The organism is Pseudoalteromonas luteoviolacea (assembly GCF_001750165.1).
Classification (GTDB): domain Bacteria; phylum Pseudomonadota; class Gammaproteobacteria; order Enterobacterales; family Alteromonadaceae; genus Pseudoalteromonas; species Pseudoalteromonas luteoviolacea_G.
On record NZ_CP015411.1, the window covers coordinates 706,336 to 724,532 of the forward strand.

The window sequence follows — 18,197 nt, forward strand, 5'->3', positions numbered from 1 at the left end:
TGTTACAGCCAACTTCCAAATAGCTGTAGAGGAGGAGAGGCATGCTGTTGGGCATACCTCAATTGGGTCTTTTTCTGGGTTTTTATTATTGGTTTTGAGATAAATTCAATTGGTACAGTGCAAAGCCGTCTTCATTGGTTTTGTCCAGTGGTTGGATATGACCAAACTGTTCACTATACGTTTTTGCATTATCACTATTGGAGGTTGTGAATTGGATCTGGACGTTTTCAATTGCCGTGAATGACCAATTCATATCTGCTGATGGGTCAAGCCCTTTGCCACCATTTGCGTCACTTTGATGAGTAATATAGTTTGCTACGACTTGACGATTTTCATCTGGAGAGTCGACCACGATTTTATCTGCGCCTATAGCTGGGAAGTTACCACCGCCAGATGCACGATAGTTATTAGTGACAACAAGGAACTCTTGCTCATCAGTGACAGGCTTACCTTGATAAGACAAGGCCACAATACGCTGTCCATCAGAGGACTTTTCACCTTTGGCACTGTATCTTGCAGGTTGAGTGAGGTCGATTTGATAGGTCACGCCATCGATAACATCAAAGTTATAAGATGGGAAGTCAGGGTTTATCAAAGACTGCATATCGGCAGAGTCTGGGTTGATTTGATTAAACTGACCCGCTGACATTTCAAGCCACTCTTTAACTTGCGCACCGTTAAGCTTGAGTACTTTTAAGATATTTGGATAGATATAAAGGTCTGCCACGTTACGATATGCAATGTCGCCAGTTGCGATATAAGTATAGTCGTCCGCGCCCCCACGACCTGCTCTAAATGGCGCACCCGCTGAGAGGATTGGTAGGCCATCCAGCTCTGTGCCTTGAACTATTTTTTGCGTGTACCAAGCTTGTGCATCGGTAACGATTTGGATTGATGGGTCATCATTGACTAGCGCAAAGAAGCTATTGACTTGGTTGGTCACTTTTGCAAAAGGCTTGTTAACCCACGTACGGGTTTCTTCGTGCTCATGATGCACAGCGGCTTCCACATCGGCATCATTATCAACTAAAGCGGTAATGTTTCTGTCGGCATCTTGTTCAAAAATGGGCATCAATGAAGACTGTGAGTTGCTCACCTGCCAGTCACCCGACTGGTAGGTCAAGGTGACATCAATCACACCTAAATGGTTACCCCAAAAGCCGGGCATCACTGCCGCAACACCATTGATGGTGCCTTTTTCAAGATCAATGCCTTTGTCTTCCATGCCTTCATAGCGCGAGCCTGGGAAGTTTGCATGAGCATGACCAAACATGATTGCATCAATGCCCTCCACTTTTGATAAGTGGTAGCTGGCGTTTTCTTTTTTATCAGTATGGGCTGTGGTATCTAGCCCTGAGTGCGGAATAGCAATAATGATGTCCGCGCCTTTTTCTTTCATCTCTGGGACATATTTGTTGGCCATTGCAATGATGTCTTTGGCGATGACTTTGCCCTCAAGATTTGCTTTATCCCATTGCATGATTTGTGGAGGTACAAATCCAATGTAACCCACTTTTATGGTGTGTGTGTTTCCGTCTGTATCTACGAATGCTTTATCTTGGATCAGGTAAGGAGAAAATAGCGGTTCGTCATTGCTGTCATCGTCATCACCATCGTATTTAAAGACGTTTGCGGAGATATATGGGAAGTTGGCGTCATCAATGGCTTCTTGTAAAAACTCTAAACCGAAATTAAATTCGTGATTACCTATATTAGCAACATCATAGTCCAATGTATTCATGGCTTTATAAACAGGGTGGATTTCGCCATCCTGGAGTTTTTTAATTTTTGCCATATAGTCACCCAGAGGACTACCTTGAATTAGATCTCCATTGTCGACAAGTACTGAGTTTTGCACTTCATTTCTGGCTTTGTGGATGAGTGCTGCGGTTTTAACTAAGCCGACCTTGTCATCTTGATTATCTGAAAAATAGTTAAAATTTAGAACGTTGGCATGTAAGTCTGTGGTTTCAAGCAAGCGTAGTTCGATGGTTGTACCTGCAACCACTTCTTGATTTGGCACTTTTGCTTTCACTTCATTGTCATTTGAGTCAAAGCACCCGGTTAGTAGTGAGCTTGCGCCACATAAAATTGCCAGCGGCAGTAATTTTGTTTTCATATTCCTTTCTCATTTATCGATTTTAGTGCCGCTACTATAGAGAGCGAAAAAGACAAATAAGCTAAGAAAAAATGGCAAGTTGGTTCCAAAATTATGACAAAATAATGAGAGGTCCTTATATTCGGTTAGGTGCAGAAAATGTTTGTTACTTTATTAATTTTTATGACTTTTTTCATATTTTTAATTATCAAAAATCAACTTAATACTCGTGGCGTTACGCTTATCTGATTCAACATACATTAAGTAGAGTAAATTGTTTATTAAACATTGAGGCGGCTTTGTGAAGTGGATATGACAAGCAAAGTATAGAGGTTTGGCGACGGTGCTTAGGTGTGGAACCTGTTTACGAGATACTGCAAAGGTGCTCTTTAATGAGCACCTTTATGCGTATTATAAATTACCGTCATTCACTAGCTTATGCAGTTCTTCCAATGAAGCCGCAATTTTTACCCCCGGTACATTGGTGCCGATGGTTGCCTCAAATGAGCCCTCAACCTGAGAGCGGAATGAGGTGAAAGAAATACGATAGACCCCGCGTACTAGAGATTCTGTCGGGTTATTTAGGTTCGTGGTTTGTCTTAACAATGAGTTATAGTGTGCCCCGCTTGGGTTTGCAGGTAACTCTCGCGTGTCGTCATTATAACCAAGAGGTTGTAATACCTTGCCGCCCTGTGCAATTTTTTTATTGTCTATGATATTGAGGCGATCAAACACGATATAGGTGTCAAAAAACTTAGCTTTGTCTTTTTCCATGCCAGATGCAAAGTTGGTATGAACAAAGTCCTGCTCGGTTGGCTTTGACTCAACGGGAGATTGCATGGAAATACCAATTTCATCTACAGCTGCTGGTACCCAAGCATAAAGATAGTAGGTATCTTTGCCTTTATATTCACCCTCAGGTTTTACTGTGGCATCCACATAGCCGAAATAATTGACGTAATTTGCATACGGTGCACGCACTTCAAGCGGTCCTACTCCTTCAGAAATAGAGCTTTTTAAATAGGGTGACGATGATGTGCTCATACATGCGGTCAAAGTAGTGAGAGAAAGAACTGCGAAAACCTTTCCTGTTGTTTTAAGCGTCATTAAATAACTCCTTGTCCTGATTAAAATCAAAGCAAGTGTAGTCGTGTTTTAAGGCATTGCAATGTGAATTGAGAGGTTTTTTTCTGACCGAGAGAAAAGCGCGGGATTGATCCATTTAAGCCTTTATCAGGATTATTATTTTAGGTACATTGAGTATGTATTCAGAGGGCAAAAATACCGACTGGTTGTAAATTATAAAAAGATAAACTGCTGATATTTAAAATTGTATTTTTGAGGAGTGCCAGTGTCAAACAAGGTTATTATACTCGGTGGCTATGGGAATTTCGGCAGGCGCATTGCTGAATCTTTGAAACATCACGACATTACTTTAGTCATTGCAGGGAGAAGCAAAGTGAAAGCTCAGCAGTGTATTGAACGCATAGTGCCTAACGCTCGGGCTATCATAGAGCCTTGGCAGGTAGATATCCATGCTAATGACTTTGCCAAACAGCTTGTAGATCAAGCCCCGTTTATGGTGATCCACACCAGTGGTCCTTATCAAGGTCAGGGTTACACGGTACCAAAAGCATGTATTGAGGCTGGTGCGCATTATATTGACTTAGCGGATGATAGGCGGTTTGTGTGCGACATTAGCACACTAGATTGCGCTGCGAGCAAAAAAGGGGTGTTGATTGTCAGCGGTGCCAGCTCAGTACCGGGGTTATCTTCCGCCGTGCTTGATCATTACTCCGGTGCTTTTGAGCGCATTGAAACGATTGATATTGCGATTGTACCGGGCAACCAAGCGCAAAGGGGGGTCGCAACGATTGAAGCTATCCTGACTTATACGGGCCATCCTTTTGAGGTGTTTAGAGAGGGAAAGTGGCAGCCAGTCTATGGCTGGATGGATGCGCACAGTCACGATTTTGGTGATATTGCTAAGCGTCGCTTATTGGCCAATGTCGATGTGCCAGATTTAGCGTTATTTCCCAACCAATACAATGTGACCGAACGAGTGAGCTTTAAAGCTGGCTTGGAACTGCCTTTACTGCATTGGGGCATGGTCGGCATGGCGGCACTGGCAAAGTGGCGGTTAGTGAAAAATTGGTCACCACTTGCGAAGCAGCTAGATGCGCTCAGTAATTGCTTTTTGCGCTTTGGCAGTGATATTGGCGCTATGGAGGTCGCGATAGCTGGTATCGGCGCTGATGCACAGCCACATAAAGTGATTTGGCGTCTCTATGCGCCTAACGGACAAGGGCCATATATCCCCACTCTCTCAACCATTATCCTAGCGGAAAAATTACTTGCTGGCACGCTGACGAAAAGAGGTGCACTGCCATGTTCTGGCTTGTTGCAATTAACTGAATTTGAACCGTATTTTAAATCATTCGAGATATACCAAAAAACGCAGGTAGGCATATGATAGAGCCTTATTTTATTGCTAAGTTTATTCATATTTTGGCGGCGATTGTCGTCATGGGAACAGGCGCAGGCATCGCTTTTTTTATGTTTATGGCGAACCGCTCAAATAACCCCCAAGCGATTTATATTACCACTAGGCATGTTGTATTGGGTGATTGGTTGTTTACAACCCCTGCGGTGATTGTACAAATTATCAGTGGCTTATATTTGATGCACTTACTCGGTTATTCATTTCAATCGCCATGGTTTTTAACGGTTGCTGGGCTATTTACACTTATCGGGCTGTGCTGGCTCCCTGTTTTAAAAATACAGTACCGTTTACGTGCGTTAGCCGCCATAGACCAAGAGCAAGATGAAGTCTCGGTGGAGTTTAAACGTTTAATGCGACTGTGGACGTTACTCGGTATCCCTGCGTTTGCTGCGATTTTGATTTTGCTTGTCCTGATGGTGTTTAAGCCTTTATCGGTGGTGTAGCGATGAACATGAAAGAGCATAAGCTTTACTTGTATGCGTGCTATAGCTTGGCATTTATCTGGATATTTACAGGCCTGACATCGGTATTTTTTGCATCACATGTTGGTTTGGATATCTTGGCTGGAGCTCACATAGATGGCCCACTGGCTGAATTTTTTGTATATGGTGGTGGTATCTTAGATATATGTCTGGGTGTGTGGTTACTCACACAACGGTACACTAAATTATGCTGCAAACTACAGTGTGGAGTGATTGTAATATACAGCGTGTTGCTGACCTGGATAGATGCGTCTTTTTGGTTGCATCCATTTGGCCCTGTGACTAAAAATGTGCCCATTGTGGTACTGATCCTATGGGTTTATGACGCTCAACATCAACAACAATAATGGATTTACTATCGCCGTTGGTGGGCTGATTGTTTTGAATATTGTGCGCCAGCTATCTATATTTTATAAATATGAGAATAATGGAGAAGGGGCGTGCGTACAGCTGCGCAATTTATTTTGCTTGGATTGCTGTCAACCTCAGTAGTCGCAACGTCGATCGATGACACGCTTAAAGAGGCGGAGGATTACTTGCGTGTCGATCCATCACGCTCATTAAAATTACTCCATGACATACCTAAGCTTCATTCTCTGACAGATGTACAGCAATTAAGGTGGCATATTGCCGCTATGCGAGCGTCAGTCCCTACGGGGGATATGAAGCAACTGATTGATTCTCTTGAAGTGATTTTTCATCATCAAAAACACCCTTACTTTATGGATAAATTGGTCTCAATTACCAGTGCGACGGGGATCTGGCTGCGCAAAAACCATTACATTCATGATGCTCAAACTAGTCTTGAATGTTCATATAAACACGCCATCAATGATAGGCAAAAACTGACGATTACCAATAGCCTTGCTTTGCTTGCAAGGCAACTTGATGAGTTAGAAAAAGCCAAAGCCTTGTATGCAAAAGCCAAGCAGCTTGCACGTATCGCTGATAGAAAAAACTTACTGGCGATCATAGAAAATAATCAAGGCATGATAGCTTTGGAAGAAGGCAATATTGGGCAAGCTGAGCTGCACTTTAGAGCTGCACTGGCTGGTTATCAAAATATTGATAAACGTTCAGGGCAAATATCAGCCGGCGTGAATTTACTGTTTGTTTTTGTTATCCAGCAGCAGTGGGTCAATTTTCAAAGGTTGTATAGCCCGACCGAAACATTGGCGCTCGCTTTTCCAAATACTGCCAAACAAGCACTCCTATTATGGCTCAACACACGATTTAAACACATGCATGGAGAGCCTTTAACTCGAGGTGAAAAAGCGCAATTAATAGAAGCTTTTGAACAATTAGACGATGACAGAATTCGGGCACTGGTGTCGTCGCATTTAACGGCTGGTATGGATATTTCAATACCGATAAAGAGTAAGCCAAAAGCTAAACGGTTTAACCGACCTTGGTTTGAAAAAGTAACCCGTTGCGATTGGTAGATTTTATTGTTGTGTGAAAAGCAGAAAAGTGAATATCAATGCCGTACAACAGCTATCGGCATTCCTTAATTGGGGAACCTGTTGGGCATTAGTTACTTTGACACCAGCCTTTGCTGTTACAGCCTTTGTAAGGGGTTGTGATACATGGGCCATTTGTCCAACATGGCATTTGTCCAGAATGGCACCAATAATCTCTAGACTCAATTGCGCCACCGCCCACTTGTTTGGTCACATCTGAATTAATTTGCTTTTGGCTAAGTTGTTTTATGCCTTTCTTATTGAGTTTTAATTTCATGTTATATCCTTCTGTTTGTTTTTTGTACTCCTTCGTTAGGGTCACAATTTCACCATAAACAGTCAATTGCAATTTTTTTATAGTCACACTTTAAGCTTATGTGGTACACAGATTGCAGTATGAAGAGGGGTCTTATAATGGCGTTTAAATTGTATGGGTATCCCAAATCATCGAGTGTGATGGTAATTAGTCGCAGTTGCTTTGAATCACCCCTTCGTTTAGGGCATCTTAGAGATGATGATTAAATTGATATAACATAACAAAACTTATCGCTTTTGAAAGTGTATTACCTACATGGAGTTACAGTGATGAGTTCAACATTAAGAGTCTGAACATGAAAAATAAGAACATGCTATCAGTGGCGATGCTAAGCGCTCAAATGCTTGCCTTGCCTGCGTTGGCGAATGATATTGGTGCCGATGATATTTGGCAATATGAAGATGTGTTTAATATAGAGTACGCAGCAGCACCAGAAGTTCACCCTGATGGTTATAAGGTCATTTATGAGCGCAGAGCCATGGATATCATGGCTGATAGTACGCGGATAAATTTGTGGGAAGTAGACCTAAAAACGAAAACACATCAACCAGTGTTGTCCGGCATAAACCAGTTTCGTAGTGCAAAATATTCACCAGATGGTAAGCGATTAGCCTACATTACAAATGTGGAAGGTGATAATCAGTTATATGTGCGTTGGTTGGGATCAGGGCAAACTGCTCGAGTGACCAACGTTCATCAGAGTGTGGCGAATATTAGCTGGTCCCCCGATGGTAAGTGGATTGCATTTACGATGTTTAAACCACAGAGTAAAAGCGGTATTTTTAAAGAAATGCCTAAAAAGCCTAAAGGTGCTCAGTGGGCAGGTGTTGCCACTTATATCGATGAAATAGTCTACAAACGAGATGGTGGCGGCTTTATCAAACCAGGTTATCATCATGTTTATGTTGTCCCTTCAGAGGGGGGGACACCGCGCCAATTGACTCAAGGTGCGTTTCATCATAGATCATCTATCACTTGGAGTGAAGATGGCAAGTCTCTGTATTTTAATGCTAATCGTTATGATGATTGGCAAAATAAACCGCGTCAGTCTGATATTTATCGTGTTGATATTGCTGATCGCCAGATCACCCAGATCACCGATGTGGATGGGCCTGAATATGGCCCCCAAATAAATCATCAAAGAGATAAGATCGCTTATCTAGCCTATGAAAATAAGCACTTATCGAGTCAGAACTTTGATATTTTTATGATGGACCTAGATGGCAAAAATACCGTCAATTTAACAGCATCCCTAGACCGTCCGATCAGTTCACATCAGTGGGATAAAAAAGGGCGAGGACTGTATTTTAGTTATGATGATCATGGTCAAAAATATGTAGGGCACGTGACTTTAAAAGGTAAAGTCACTGAAAAACTGGCGCAGTTAGGTGGTCAGTCACTGGGGCGTCCTTACACATCAGGTCAGTTCGCAGTGGCAGGAAGTGGCCGTTTGGTTGTGACCACTGCAAGCACTGAGCGTCCAGCAGATCTTGCGTTGGTTGATAAGCGTCAAAAAGTAACGTCGTTAACGGATTTAAATGCAGATTTACTGGGGCATAAAGATATCGCTCAGGTTGAGCCAATTACCGTGAAATCATCGGTTGATGATCGCGATATTCAAGCTTGGTACGCGCTTCCGCCAAATTTTGATGCATCTAAAAAGTATCCGATGATATTGGAGATCCACGGTGGGCCTCATACAGCGTATGGACCAAATTATAGTACAGAAGTGCAGCTTATGGCGTCCAAAGGCTATGTGGTGGTTTGGGCGAACCCTCGAGGCAGTACATCGTATGGGCAGGAGTTTGCTAATCTAATTCATCACAATTACCCATCGCAAGATTATAACGACCTGATGGACGTTGTAGATGGTATGGTGGCGAAAAAGTTTGTTGATGAAGACAACTTATTTGTCACAGGTGGCTCAGGTGGTGGCGTCTTGACCGCTTGGATTGTTGGCAATACAGATCGTTTCAAGGCCGCAGTGGTTGCAAAGCCGGTGATCAACTGGATAAGCTTTGCACTGACAGCAGATGCATATAATTATTATACGAAGTACTGGATGCCAGGCATGCCGTGGGAGGCCACTGAGCATTTATGGAAGCATTCACCATTGTCGCTAGTGGGTAATGTAAAAACACCGACTATGCTACTGACAGGCGAAAATGACTACCGTACACCGATGAGCGAAACGGAACAATATTATCAAGCTCTTCAGCTGCGCAATGTAGAAACTGCCATGGTACGTATTCCCAAAGCGGGGCATGGTATCGCTGCAAGGCCGAGTAATTTAATCCAAAAAGTGGGTAACATCATTGCTTGGTTTGAAAAATACCGAGAAGCAGATAAATAACACCACACTAGGGCAGTGCTTTGCTGCCCTTTCTTAAGCTAGGCTCACTTGTGGCTTACCTTCTACAGAAATGCTGCGTTTGGCAACCAACCATAAACTGACCGTAATCGTCATGCTCATCATGACAAAAATGGCCAGCATTATCATAAGCTGATATTTAATTGCCACGATAGGAGATGCGCCCCCGAGTATTTGTCCAGTCATCATACCAGGGATTGTGACCAGTCCTGTGGTAGCCATCGTGGCAAGTATCGGGGAGAGAGCTTTGTTGAGTGCATCTTGCACAAATGGCTTTGTTGCATCGCTTGGCGAAGCGCCTAGCGACAATGCTGCTTGATATTCCGGCCAGCGTTCTTGCAGTGCACTGTAGTAGCTTTGCAAGCAAATAATATTGCTGGAGATGCTATTGCCAAGTAGCATCCCCGCTAATGGGATCATATAACGGGCGTGATAAAAAGGGTCTGGTTGAATGATGCCAAAAATCAAGATAGCCATTAATGGAATGAGCCCAGCAACTAGGCTGAGTATAACTGGCAACATGACAATGCGTTTTGGAAATTGCACCTTATTGATGATGGCACTGGCTCCCACTAATACCATGACTAACATCCATGCCAAATTGATCCAAATACTATTGAGTTCAAACAATAGCTCAAGATAAATACCGATTAAAATCAGCTGGAGTGTCATTCTTGTGATGCTAATAAGGGTTTCTTTTAATAAACCCAGCTGATAGTGCAGACTAATGCAATAAGGAATGATCAGGGTGAGGCTAAACAGGGCCAGTTGCCACCAGTGAATATCTATGACGTTTTGCATACTTCAAACTACTTATACTGAGCTTAAATCAGGGTGCACCATTAATAATGGGACAACGCTAACATGACCTTATGACATTTTTATTGAAAACGTCTAAGGACCATGTTGGCGGTGCAAGTCAGTAATAATATTAGTGATGAAATTACACTTTTTTCAGTACAATATCGTAGCGATATTGGTTAGCTACGGTGGTTTTCTTCGCGGTCATTAAAGCTTGTTGTTCTGCTGTTTTGCTATTAAATAAACCATCACTCTGGTTAAGAGGATGCTCAGGGAAGTACATTTGTGTCAGGAGTGAATGATAGCCTCTTTTTGAAATTTTAAGGTGAACGTGCGGGGTTCTTTGTTGTGCCGCATTGAGGGGGTACGCACCTGGGAGAACTGTTTTGAAGCGAAAGTGCCCCTGTGCTTTTGTTTGTATAATTGCCCAGGCTTGAAAGTGTTCGTCAATAGGAGCATCGCTGTTGTCATGAGGGTGATGATACTTTCCGTAGCTATTGGCTTGCCACAGATCTACAGTGACGTCTTCAAGTGCGTTACCATCGGTATCAAACACTTGGCCAAAAATCTCGATGACGGTGCCTTTGGCTTTGCCTTTTTTACCTGTAACTTGCGTTAAATCAGCGTCTTTATCCTTTTGTGGTGTGATTGGGTAATAAGGCCCCTCCATTTCTCTAGGCGTTACAGTGCGTGCATGCACTTGTGTGCCAACTAAGCCAGCCAGTGAGCCTAGCGTTAAATTGCGAATAAAGTGACGGCGATTGCGTATTGTCATTGTTAATCCTCATAACAGATGGTTAATGCACCCTGAAAGGCGTTACTTCATGTGCGCGCAATTGGCCAATGACTTCAATTGTTTGCGTATTCATGTAACTCGATGCACGGAGTTAACAAAGTATGTGTTGCAAAGAGGAGTGACGTCTTAGCATTTATCTATTATTTTAGAAAATAGAGTTTTAATAGAATCTTATGTTTATGAGAAATAAACTTATTTTTCAATTTTAGAGATTTGCTCATGTCGGTAGTTGTCAAAGGTCACAGTGGAGGTTTCTTCTATATCAATAAAGAAGGAAAAAGTCCCTCGCATGTCCATTTGTGTTCGCTGCACAAGGACAGCATTGTTCACCGTCATAAATTGCATCGTCAGGTTAAAATCGCTGATATCTGCCAGTGCAACAGGGCTAAAGGTAGCGGTATTTCGCACAGAGATTTGCTCAATATGCTGACTTTTTTTATCAATTCTAATGTGACCGGTTAGCTTACCAATGGCATCACTACCGAGATCGGCCAGCTCAACCGGATAGCTAAAGGTGATGCTGTTGGGAGTTTCTTGAGTAAGGCTGAGCGTGTGCGTTTTCACCAGTTCCTTAATGCTGATTGAAAACCCCTCATCTTCACGTCTTTGTGCAAACTCTTTGGCTTGTTGTTGTGATGGTTCTTGGCCATTAAACAAAAGCAGCTGCCAGCGCTGGGAGGCGTCTTTGTTGGGTTGGTGTTTGGCATGTATTTCGGTTTTTTTGCCTTCTTCAATTTCAATACTATGAACAGTGTAAGACCAATGCTGCTTATTGGTTTGAGAAAATCGCTCAAGCGCAGATTCTACTAAATGAATATGTTCGCTGGACGCAGACATTGCAGGTTTGTTGAATACAATAAGTGAGCAAGTGATGGCAATACATCGGAACTGTTGAAACATAAAACGGCCTCCTTTTTAGTAATACTTTGCAGGCCGTAGCGTGAAATAGACGTGAAGATGAAAGGTCAGACTATGTTGTTGAGTTATTTTGGTAGTTTAAACTCTTCGAGCGCCAAAAGGATCTCTTTTCTTAAAACTTGAGTAAGCTGACCAGTAGGGTAGTGACCAGCTAGATGCCTATCTACACTGGTTGACGCATGAGGGTCGTAGCGGTTGTCAGCGCCTGCAAGTTGATAAAACTGATTCACGATAGCGGTGGTGTCATGGGGATCAGCTTCAATCATGATCATGGCCTGTGCTAAAACAGCACGGTAAAGACCGTGTTCATTATTGGGGGAGAGAGCGACTCGCTGCGCAGTACCTGTGACTTTCAGTGAGTCTATATTAAGATTAAAGCGCCCATCACAATAAGCCCCAGGGGTTTCCCCATATTCGCTTTGTAAGCCAAGGCTACGCAGTGCGCTGCGGATCGGCTCGCATAAAGCGATGTAAATGGCATCGAGGTCTAATGGCTGTGATTTAGTTTGCGCAAAAATAATTGAAAAGTTTAAAATGCCCGGCCCGTGTGGCACGGCAGTGCCACCACTTTGCCGAACTGAAACTGGCCAATTCAATTGCGCGAGCGTATCACACGCATCATTAAACATCGGCAACTTGGCTTCTTTACGACTAACGATAAGTGATTGAGGGCACTCCCAAAGTCTAATTGTGGCTGGCTGTATGCCTTTGGCAACTTGCATGAGCAGTATTGAGTCTTGCTCGAGTGCGCGCTCAGTGGATGTTTCAATGGGCTCGTTCAGGACAGACCATGAATATGCGCTGTATAGTTGGGTGGCTAATTCTTTTTCATTCATATGTACTTGTCCCTAATTGTCATGACACCTTTTCAAGTATAGACGTGGATATGGCATGGTGATTTACTGTGAGCTAGAGGTCTCTACAGTTGGCATCATCATGCTTTGATATCGCAATTCGCCTAAAAACGCTCTAGCAGCAGGACCTAGGCTATCACCATCGACAAAGGTAAGGTGAAGTTGTACTTTTCTTGTCTGCCCCGATTGCAGGTTGAGTGGCACAAGCTCACTATTTTGTAGCTCTTTTTCAATTAAAGGCACTGGCAGCCACGCAAAGCCAAAGCCATTTTTTATCATATCGATGGAGGTGCGCATGTGGCTGACTGTCCAACGCTGTGAGGCTTGTAGCCAACCCGAATCATGACTTTTTGATACTGCTGAGTCTCTCACGACAATCTGACGATGAGATTTTAACTCTTCTAAAGTCAGAGGGTGCTCCGTTTGATTAAGGAAATGCTCTGGGCTGGCAACAGCAATAAATTCAATTTGGCACAATTCTTCACTAAATAAGCCCTGAAGGATAAAAGCGGACACAGCAATATCAACCAGCCCACTTTGTAATTGCTCATTGGCTCCATTGAGTACAGACTCAACAAGTTCGATGCGCAGAAATGGAAATTCCTGTGAAACTTTATCAAGTACCTTATACAGTAAGTGCGATGGGAAAATTTCATCGATGGCGATACGCAGTTTAGTTTCAATACCTTCTGCTAGATTCTCCGCAACGGTTTCGACTTTTGACGCTTCCTCCAGCAGGTAGTCAACTCGGCGTAGCATTAATTCACCGGCAGGCGTTAAGAGTGTTTTGCGGCCTTCAACACGAAATAGCTTGACGCCAAGAGAGGTTTCAATTTTATTCACGGCGTTATGAATGCTGGATTGGCTCTTATGAATTTGAGCCGAAGCTTGGTTAAACCCGCCATGCTCGACGACAGCTTTAAACATACGCCATTGCTCGAGCGTTACTTTAAGCATGACCCACCTATTTGTTGAATGTGAAAATACAAGTTGATTGATAAGAATATTACACGAAAAAAAGCCTTAGGTTCATACTGTTCAGCACAAAACTTATAGTGCTGTTCGAACACGACATTTTATTTGCTATTAGCACGTTAGCGGGAAAAACTTTCTAGTATTCAGGCACAGTAAACTTTTCATCGCGTAATTTAGATACTCCCAAGCAGTGAGGCTCATTCGTTCCAGAATGGGCTTTTTTTATTGTTATAAGGGCGCTGCACCCCAATGGGCTTTTTGCTTTTTTTGGGCCTGCTTTTTAGCGCGTTTAAGTTCACTTTTACGAACGTGCTTTGTTATCCATTTGATCATTTTTGGCGCCAATTCTGGCGGGATATTATGGCCCATGCCGGGGACAATTTTGAGTTTTGATTTACGGATCTGCTGTGCGGTTTTAACCCCTTCTTGACTTGGAATTATGGGATCGGATTCGCCGTGTATCACCAAGGTGGGCGCTTTAACCTTGGCCATGAGGTTCTGGCGGCTGCCGCTTGCTGCCATTGCCGCAAATTGACGGTAAAAACCATGGGGGTTGTGTGCTCGCTCGACGGTATCAGTCGCCTGAATTTTCAAGGTGTGTTCATCTTGGGGGTAAGCTGGGCTGCCGATTAATTGATTTAGGCGGATGTTGTAGCGAATTGCCGCATCTCTATTGGGTTTGTCTGGACGAATTTTAGCAAGTTGTAAGAAGACTTTTAGATTGGAGTGGGTCAATTTCAAGGAGGAAGAAGAGGACATAATAGACGTGAGGCTGAGCACCTTTTTCTTTTGCTTTGCGGCAATAAGCTGCGCAATCATCCCGCCCATGGACGCCCCCACGAGGTGGGCTTTTTTTATTTTTAGTGCTTTCATTAATGCCAAGGTATCTTCGGCCATTTCTTCTAATGTGTAAGGTACTTTAGTGCGCATAGGTAACCGTGCGCTTAACCAGGTTTTAAACAAATTAGGTGTGCCATATTGTTCTAGCTGAGTTGAGAGGCCTGCATCTCGGTTATCGAATCGAATGACTCTAAACCCCTGCTCTACCAAGCCATAAAACAGCGCATCAGGCCAGAGTGTCATTTGTGCGCCAAGCCCCATAATCAAGACAATGGCAGGTTTGTTTTTATCCCCTTTATCCTGATAACTGATAGAAATATGATTGCTAATCGAGATTGATTTCATAGTGATGTAGTGAATGAAGCCCTCTGTGCAGTTTAGGCATAAAAATACCAATTTCCTATGAACTAATTTGTTTTATAAGCGTGTATACTCGTTTTGATTGCAGTGACTATGATGAAATGACGATGATAGAAAACGCGCACAATCATAGTGTTTCGACTGTATTTATTAACGTAAAATAGGATTAATGATGAGTAAAAAAGAATCTCACAGCCACGAACACCACCGGGGCGATATTAAAGATAATGCCTTAAAAGCATTGGTCACTAGCCCTGTATTTAAAAGCAAGGTTGAAAAAGCTAAAAAAGGTAAAGGCAGCTTTCGCCGAAAAGCAAAACATCAAGGCCAAGAGCCTTATTTTATGGCAGCGTAAAGCGTGTGGCGAGCCATAAAATAAGTCTTTTGAAGCGGCTATTTTTGTATCAACAGATTGGATTAATATGATGAAAAGGAAGTGCTTACTTACATTATTGTGTATCGGTATAGTAGGTTGTCAATCAGCACCTTTTACCTATAACCCAGAAGAGGTCGAACACATTCACCTAGCAAAGGTCATTGTAGAGCAAGGTCCACGACAGTTTGCCCATGATTATGTTGCCGTGATTGAATACATTTGGAATGAGCAAGGCAAGGAGCTGAGTGGTCGCTTGCCTTATGTAAGTGCTAAGTTTGATAGCTTGAACATTTTACCGGGTGTTTATCGTATTCAAGCAAAGTGTGCAAACAAGCAGCACCAGGGGAGTGTGGAAGGGATTTTTAACTTTGAACCTGCCAGCGACTACCGATTGTATTGTGAGCTGAAGCAAGACCGCCACACGTTGGGGTTTTCGGTCTCGACTCATGTTGCACTTAAGCTTGAAAAAACGGCTAATTAATCTGGTACTTGTGCTGTTGATGATGATGGCTTAGCAGGTAAAGCTCGTTTACTCCACATACTCGCCAATATAGAGCCACTGATGTTATGCCATATCGAAAACACGGTGCCCGCCATTGCCGCGGCTGGTGAGAAAAACTTCATCGCTAAAGCCACAGCAAGACCTGAGTTTTGTAATCCAACTTCAAAGGCAATGGTCCGACAGACCACTTCTTGAAACCCACACCATCTCGCAGCCCAATATCCACTTAATAAGCCAATCCCATTGTGTAAAACAACAGCGCATAATATGACTGGACCGACAGATGAAATGTGAGATTGATTGAGTGCCACAATGACTGCAATGATAAAGACGATAGCAGTCATAGACACCAGTGGTAAAATGGCTTGTATTTTAGCAACTTGCTTTTGTAAAAAGCTATTGAGTAATAAGCCAATTATGACAGGCGCAAGGACGATTTTTAGCAGATTTAAGATCATGGCTTGGGTAGGAATATCCACCAGCTGTTGGGCATACAATGAGATTAAAAACGGTGTGACTAACACGCCTAATAATGTACTGATGGCGGTCATTGTGATAGATAAAGCAACATCGCCTTTCGCTAAAAAACACATAACATTACTGGCAGTCCCTCCAGCGACACAACCTACCAAAATTATCCCGAGACTCAGATCATTATCTAAATTGAATATATACACAATGGTCAGGGCAACGAAGGGCATCACTAAATATTGCAGTAATACGCCTAAGGCAATGGCTTTGGGTGTTTGCATGACTTTATTAAAGTCCGACCAGGTGAGTGTTAGCCCCATACTGAGCATGATAACGGTTAAGACAGGAATGATTGCAGACTTGTACGGCGTAAAAAGTTCAGGGTTGTAGTAAGCAACGGCACTGAGTAACAGGGCCCACAGAGGGAATAATTGGATCACTCTATTTAACATGATGGTCTCAATAGTATGGATTAGTATGATGATTGAATCGCTAAATTGTGGAATGAATATGTTGCCATACCACTTTATCCGTTTGTATATTTTTTTCACCACTGTTATGTTAACAACAAGTAAATCTTAGTCAATTGTGTTCACCTGGGTATCTTAGTGGGGGCACGATGCATCACCACTCAGGGAAATCTATGTTCGAGCAGGTCATCGCGTTTATAAACCAATTATTATGGGGGAAAGGTCAGCTCCTCGTTTATATTTTACTGTTTTCGGGTGCTTGGTTCACAGTTAAGCTCGGTGCTATTCAACTGGTGGGTTTTAAACATATGTTCGCCCTTGCAAGACACAGCACCAGTACTGATTCAAATGGGATCAGCTCATTTCAGGCACTATGTACAGGCTTAAGTGCCCGCGTAGGCACCGGAAATTTAGCCGGTGTTGCCATGGCTATCTCTCTGGGCGGAAGTGGTGCCGTATTTTGGATGTGGGTCATTGCACTACTAGGTATGGCGACAGGGTTCGCAGAAAGTGTGTTGGGACAGCTTTACAAGGTGAGAGATAATCGCAAAGAGTTTCGCGGCGGTCCTGCCTATTACATTCGAGCTGGTTTAGGTAAAACATGGTTGGCGGTATTGTTTTCACTATGCTTGTTTTTGGGCTACGGGGCTAGCTTCAGTGCGATGCAGGCGAACACCATAGCGGAGGCTCTGAACAACACATATGCTATTCCGCCCTACCTTAGTGGGTGTGCCATTGCGATTGTTGCGGGTGTTATAGTGCTTGGTGGGCTAAAACGGATTGCACGTTTTGCTGAATTAATAGTGCCTTGGATGGGCGCTGCTTTTATACTTACAGCCATCGTCATTAGTGCTATTAACTTTACTCAATTACCAGAGCTTATTACCGACATTGTGTTGTCTGCATTTGGATTAACAGAAGCGTCGGCAGGTGCTTTAGGTGCGGCAATAAAAAGCGGCATTCAGCGAGGGATGTATTCAAATGAAGCGGGTGCAGGTAGTGTACCACATGCAGCTGCAGGCGCTTCCCCTACACCGAATCACCCAGTTGTACAAGGCTATATCCAAATGCTGGGGGTATTTGTAGATACTATTGTGTTATGTAGCTGTACAGCTGTGATCGTGTTACTTGCTGGGGTTGGAGCGAGTGGAGAGCTTGCAGGGATCAGCGTGACTCAGCAGGCTATGGCGATGCATTTTGGTGAATTTGGTGATGATTTTATAGCTTTGGCCATCACGTTATTTGCATTTACCTCAGTGGTTGCCAATTATGCGTATGCTGAAAGTAATCTTCATTTTTTTAAACTCGACAATACCATGGGTAGGTTAAGCTATACCGGTATTTATTTGGTAATGGTGATGTGGGGAGCAAATGCTAGTTTGCAACAGGCATGGAATTTAGCGGACATGTCTTTGGGTTTAATGACACTAGTAAATTTATACGCCATTGTGTTACTCACCCCAACGATAATTAGCTTAACTCGAGACTATTTGGATAAAAAGCAGCAGGGGAAAAATCGGGCGTTTCGCAAAGGCGATGCTGCCATTCAAGGTGATACATCGCCCGGTGTTTGGGACTAAAGTTATACTTGCTCGTAACAAGGT

Annotated in this window: 18 protein-coding genes; 8 read left to right on the plus strand and 10 right to left on the minus strand. The window is 43.1% G+C overall.

Going from position 1 to position 18,197, the window contains the following annotated elements:
* Positions 1-85 precede the first annotated feature (85 nt).
* Complete coding sequence (locus S4054249_RS02950) at positions 86-2,119, minus strand: bifunctional 2',3'-cyclic-nucleotide 2'-phosphodiesterase/3'-nucleotidase (protein WP_046356909.1); 2,034 nt, start codon at positions 2,117-2,119, stop codon at positions 86-88.
* A gap of 390 nt (positions 2,120-2,509) precedes the next feature.
* The gene (locus tag S4054249_RS02955) at positions 2,510-3,205 is read right to left on the minus strand and encodes a LipL32 family surface lipoprotein (RefSeq protein WP_046356908.1); all 696 of its coding nucleotides are present in this window, start codon (positions 3,203-3,205) and stop codon (positions 2,510-2,512) included.
* A 244-nt stretch (positions 3,206-3,449) separates the two neighbouring features.
* On the opposite strand from S4054249_RS02955, the gene S4054249_RS02960 reads away from it, so the two are divergent.
* From S4054249_RS02960 to S4054249_RS02975, 4 genes are all read left to right on the plus strand, one after another.
* A complete protein-coding gene (locus S4054249_RS02960; RefSeq protein WP_052961024.1) occupies positions 3,450-4,571 on the plus strand; it encodes a saccharopine dehydrogenase family protein in 1,122 nt (373 codons plus the stop codon).
* The gene (locus S4054249_RS02965) at positions 4,568-5,044 is read left to right on the plus strand and encodes a DUF2269 family protein (RefSeq protein WP_046356906.1); all 477 of its coding nucleotides are present in this window, start codon (positions 4,568-4,570) and stop codon (positions 5,042-5,044) included. Before S4054249_RS02960 ends, S4054249_RS02965 begins: the two co-directional genes overlap by 4 nt.
* A 2-nt stretch (positions 5,045-5,046) precedes the next feature.
* Entirely contained in the window at positions 5,047-5,430 is a 384-nt protein-coding gene (locus S4054249_RS02970; RefSeq protein ID WP_230851789.1) for a DoxX-like family protein, read from the plus strand.
* Between the two features lie 93 nt (positions 5,431-5,523).
* A complete protein-coding gene (locus tag S4054249_RS02975; RefSeq protein ID WP_052961023.1) occupies positions 5,524-6,525 on the plus strand; it encodes a hypothetical protein in 1,002 nt (333 codons plus the stop codon).
* Between the two features lie 88 nt (positions 6,526-6,613).
* Here the strand turns inward: S4054249_RS02975 and S4054249_RS02980 are convergent, their stop codons facing one another.
* On the minus strand, positions 6,614-6,820 hold the full coding sequence (locus S4054249_RS02980) for a hypothetical protein (RefSeq protein WP_046356905.1): 207 nt from the start codon (positions 6,818-6,820) through the stop codon (positions 6,614-6,616).
* A 334-nt stretch (positions 6,821-7,154) separates the two neighbouring features.
* Here S4054249_RS02980 and S4054249_RS02985 point away from each other — a divergent pair, with 334 nt between their 5' ends.
* Positions 7,155-9,212 (plus strand): S9 family peptidase, encoded by a 2,058-nt coding sequence (locus S4054249_RS02985; RefSeq protein WP_046356904.1) that lies wholly within the window; start codon positions 7,155-7,157, stop codon positions 9,210-9,212.
* A gap of 33 nt (positions 9,213-9,245) precedes the next feature.
* On the opposite strand, the gene S4054249_RS02990 is transcribed toward S4054249_RS02985, so the two are convergent.
* The 6 genes from S4054249_RS02990 to S4054249_RS03015 all read right to left on the minus strand — a co-directional run bounded on the left by S4054249_RS02990 (position 9,246) and on the right by S4054249_RS03015 (position 14,759).
* Complete coding sequence (locus S4054249_RS02990) at positions 9,246-10,031, minus strand: ABC transporter permease (protein ID WP_046356903.1); 786 nt, start codon at positions 10,029-10,031, stop codon at positions 9,246-9,248.
* Positions 10,032-10,173: 142 nt separating this feature from the next.
* Complete coding sequence (locus tag S4054249_RS02995) at positions 10,174-10,806, minus strand: protocatechuate 3,4-dioxygenase (protein WP_046356902.1); 633 nt, start codon at positions 10,804-10,806, stop codon at positions 10,174-10,176.
* 213 nt (positions 10,807-11,019) lie between these two features.
* Positions 11,020-11,727 (minus strand): hypothetical protein, encoded by a 708-nt coding sequence (locus S4054249_RS03000; protein WP_046356901.1) that lies wholly within the window; start codon positions 11,725-11,727, stop codon positions 11,020-11,022.
* An 83-nt stretch (positions 11,728-11,810) separates the two neighbouring features.
* Positions 11,811-12,581 (minus strand): lipoate--protein ligase family protein, encoded by a 771-nt coding sequence (locus S4054249_RS03005; protein ID WP_052961022.1) that lies wholly within the window; start codon positions 12,579-12,581, stop codon positions 11,811-11,813.
* 63 nt (positions 12,582-12,644) lie between these two features.
* On the minus strand, positions 12,645-13,556 hold the full coding sequence (locus tag S4054249_RS03010; protein WP_046356900.1) for a LysR family transcriptional regulator: 912 nt from the start codon (positions 13,554-13,556) through the stop codon (positions 12,645-12,647).
* A 246-nt stretch (positions 13,557-13,802) separates the two neighbouring features.
* Entirely contained in the window at positions 13,803-14,759 is a 957-nt protein-coding gene (locus tag S4054249_RS03015; RefSeq protein ID WP_046356899.1) for an alpha/beta fold hydrolase, read from the minus strand.
* A 187-nt stretch (positions 14,760-14,946) separates the two neighbouring features.
* Here S4054249_RS03015 and S4054249_RS03020 point away from each other — a divergent pair, with 187 nt between their 5' ends.
* Complete coding sequence (locus tag S4054249_RS03020; protein ID WP_046356898.1) at positions 14,947-15,129, plus strand: alternative ribosome-rescue factor A; 183 nt, start codon at positions 14,947-14,949, stop codon at positions 15,127-15,129.
* Between the two features lie 67 nt (positions 15,130-15,196).
* Complete coding sequence (locus S4054249_RS03025; RefSeq protein ID WP_145924971.1) at positions 15,197-15,631, plus strand: hypothetical protein; 435 nt, start codon at positions 15,197-15,199, stop codon at positions 15,629-15,631.
* On the opposite strand, the gene S4054249_RS03030 is transcribed toward S4054249_RS03025, so the two are convergent.
* The gene (locus S4054249_RS03030; RefSeq protein ID WP_046356896.1) at positions 15,628-16,575 is read right to left on the minus strand and encodes a bile acid:sodium symporter family protein; all 948 of its coding nucleotides are present in this window, start codon (positions 16,573-16,575) and stop codon (positions 15,628-15,630) included. The genes S4054249_RS03025 and S4054249_RS03030 overlap by 4 nt on opposite strands.
* Positions 16,576-16,766: 191 nt before the next feature.
* Here S4054249_RS03030 and S4054249_RS03035 point away from each other — a divergent pair, with 191 nt between their 5' ends.
* A complete protein-coding gene (locus tag S4054249_RS03035) occupies positions 16,767-18,173 on the plus strand; it encodes an alanine/glycine:cation symporter family protein (RefSeq protein ID WP_046356895.1) in 1,407 nt (468 codons plus the stop codon).
* Positions 18,174-18,197: the final 24 nt, after the last annotated feature.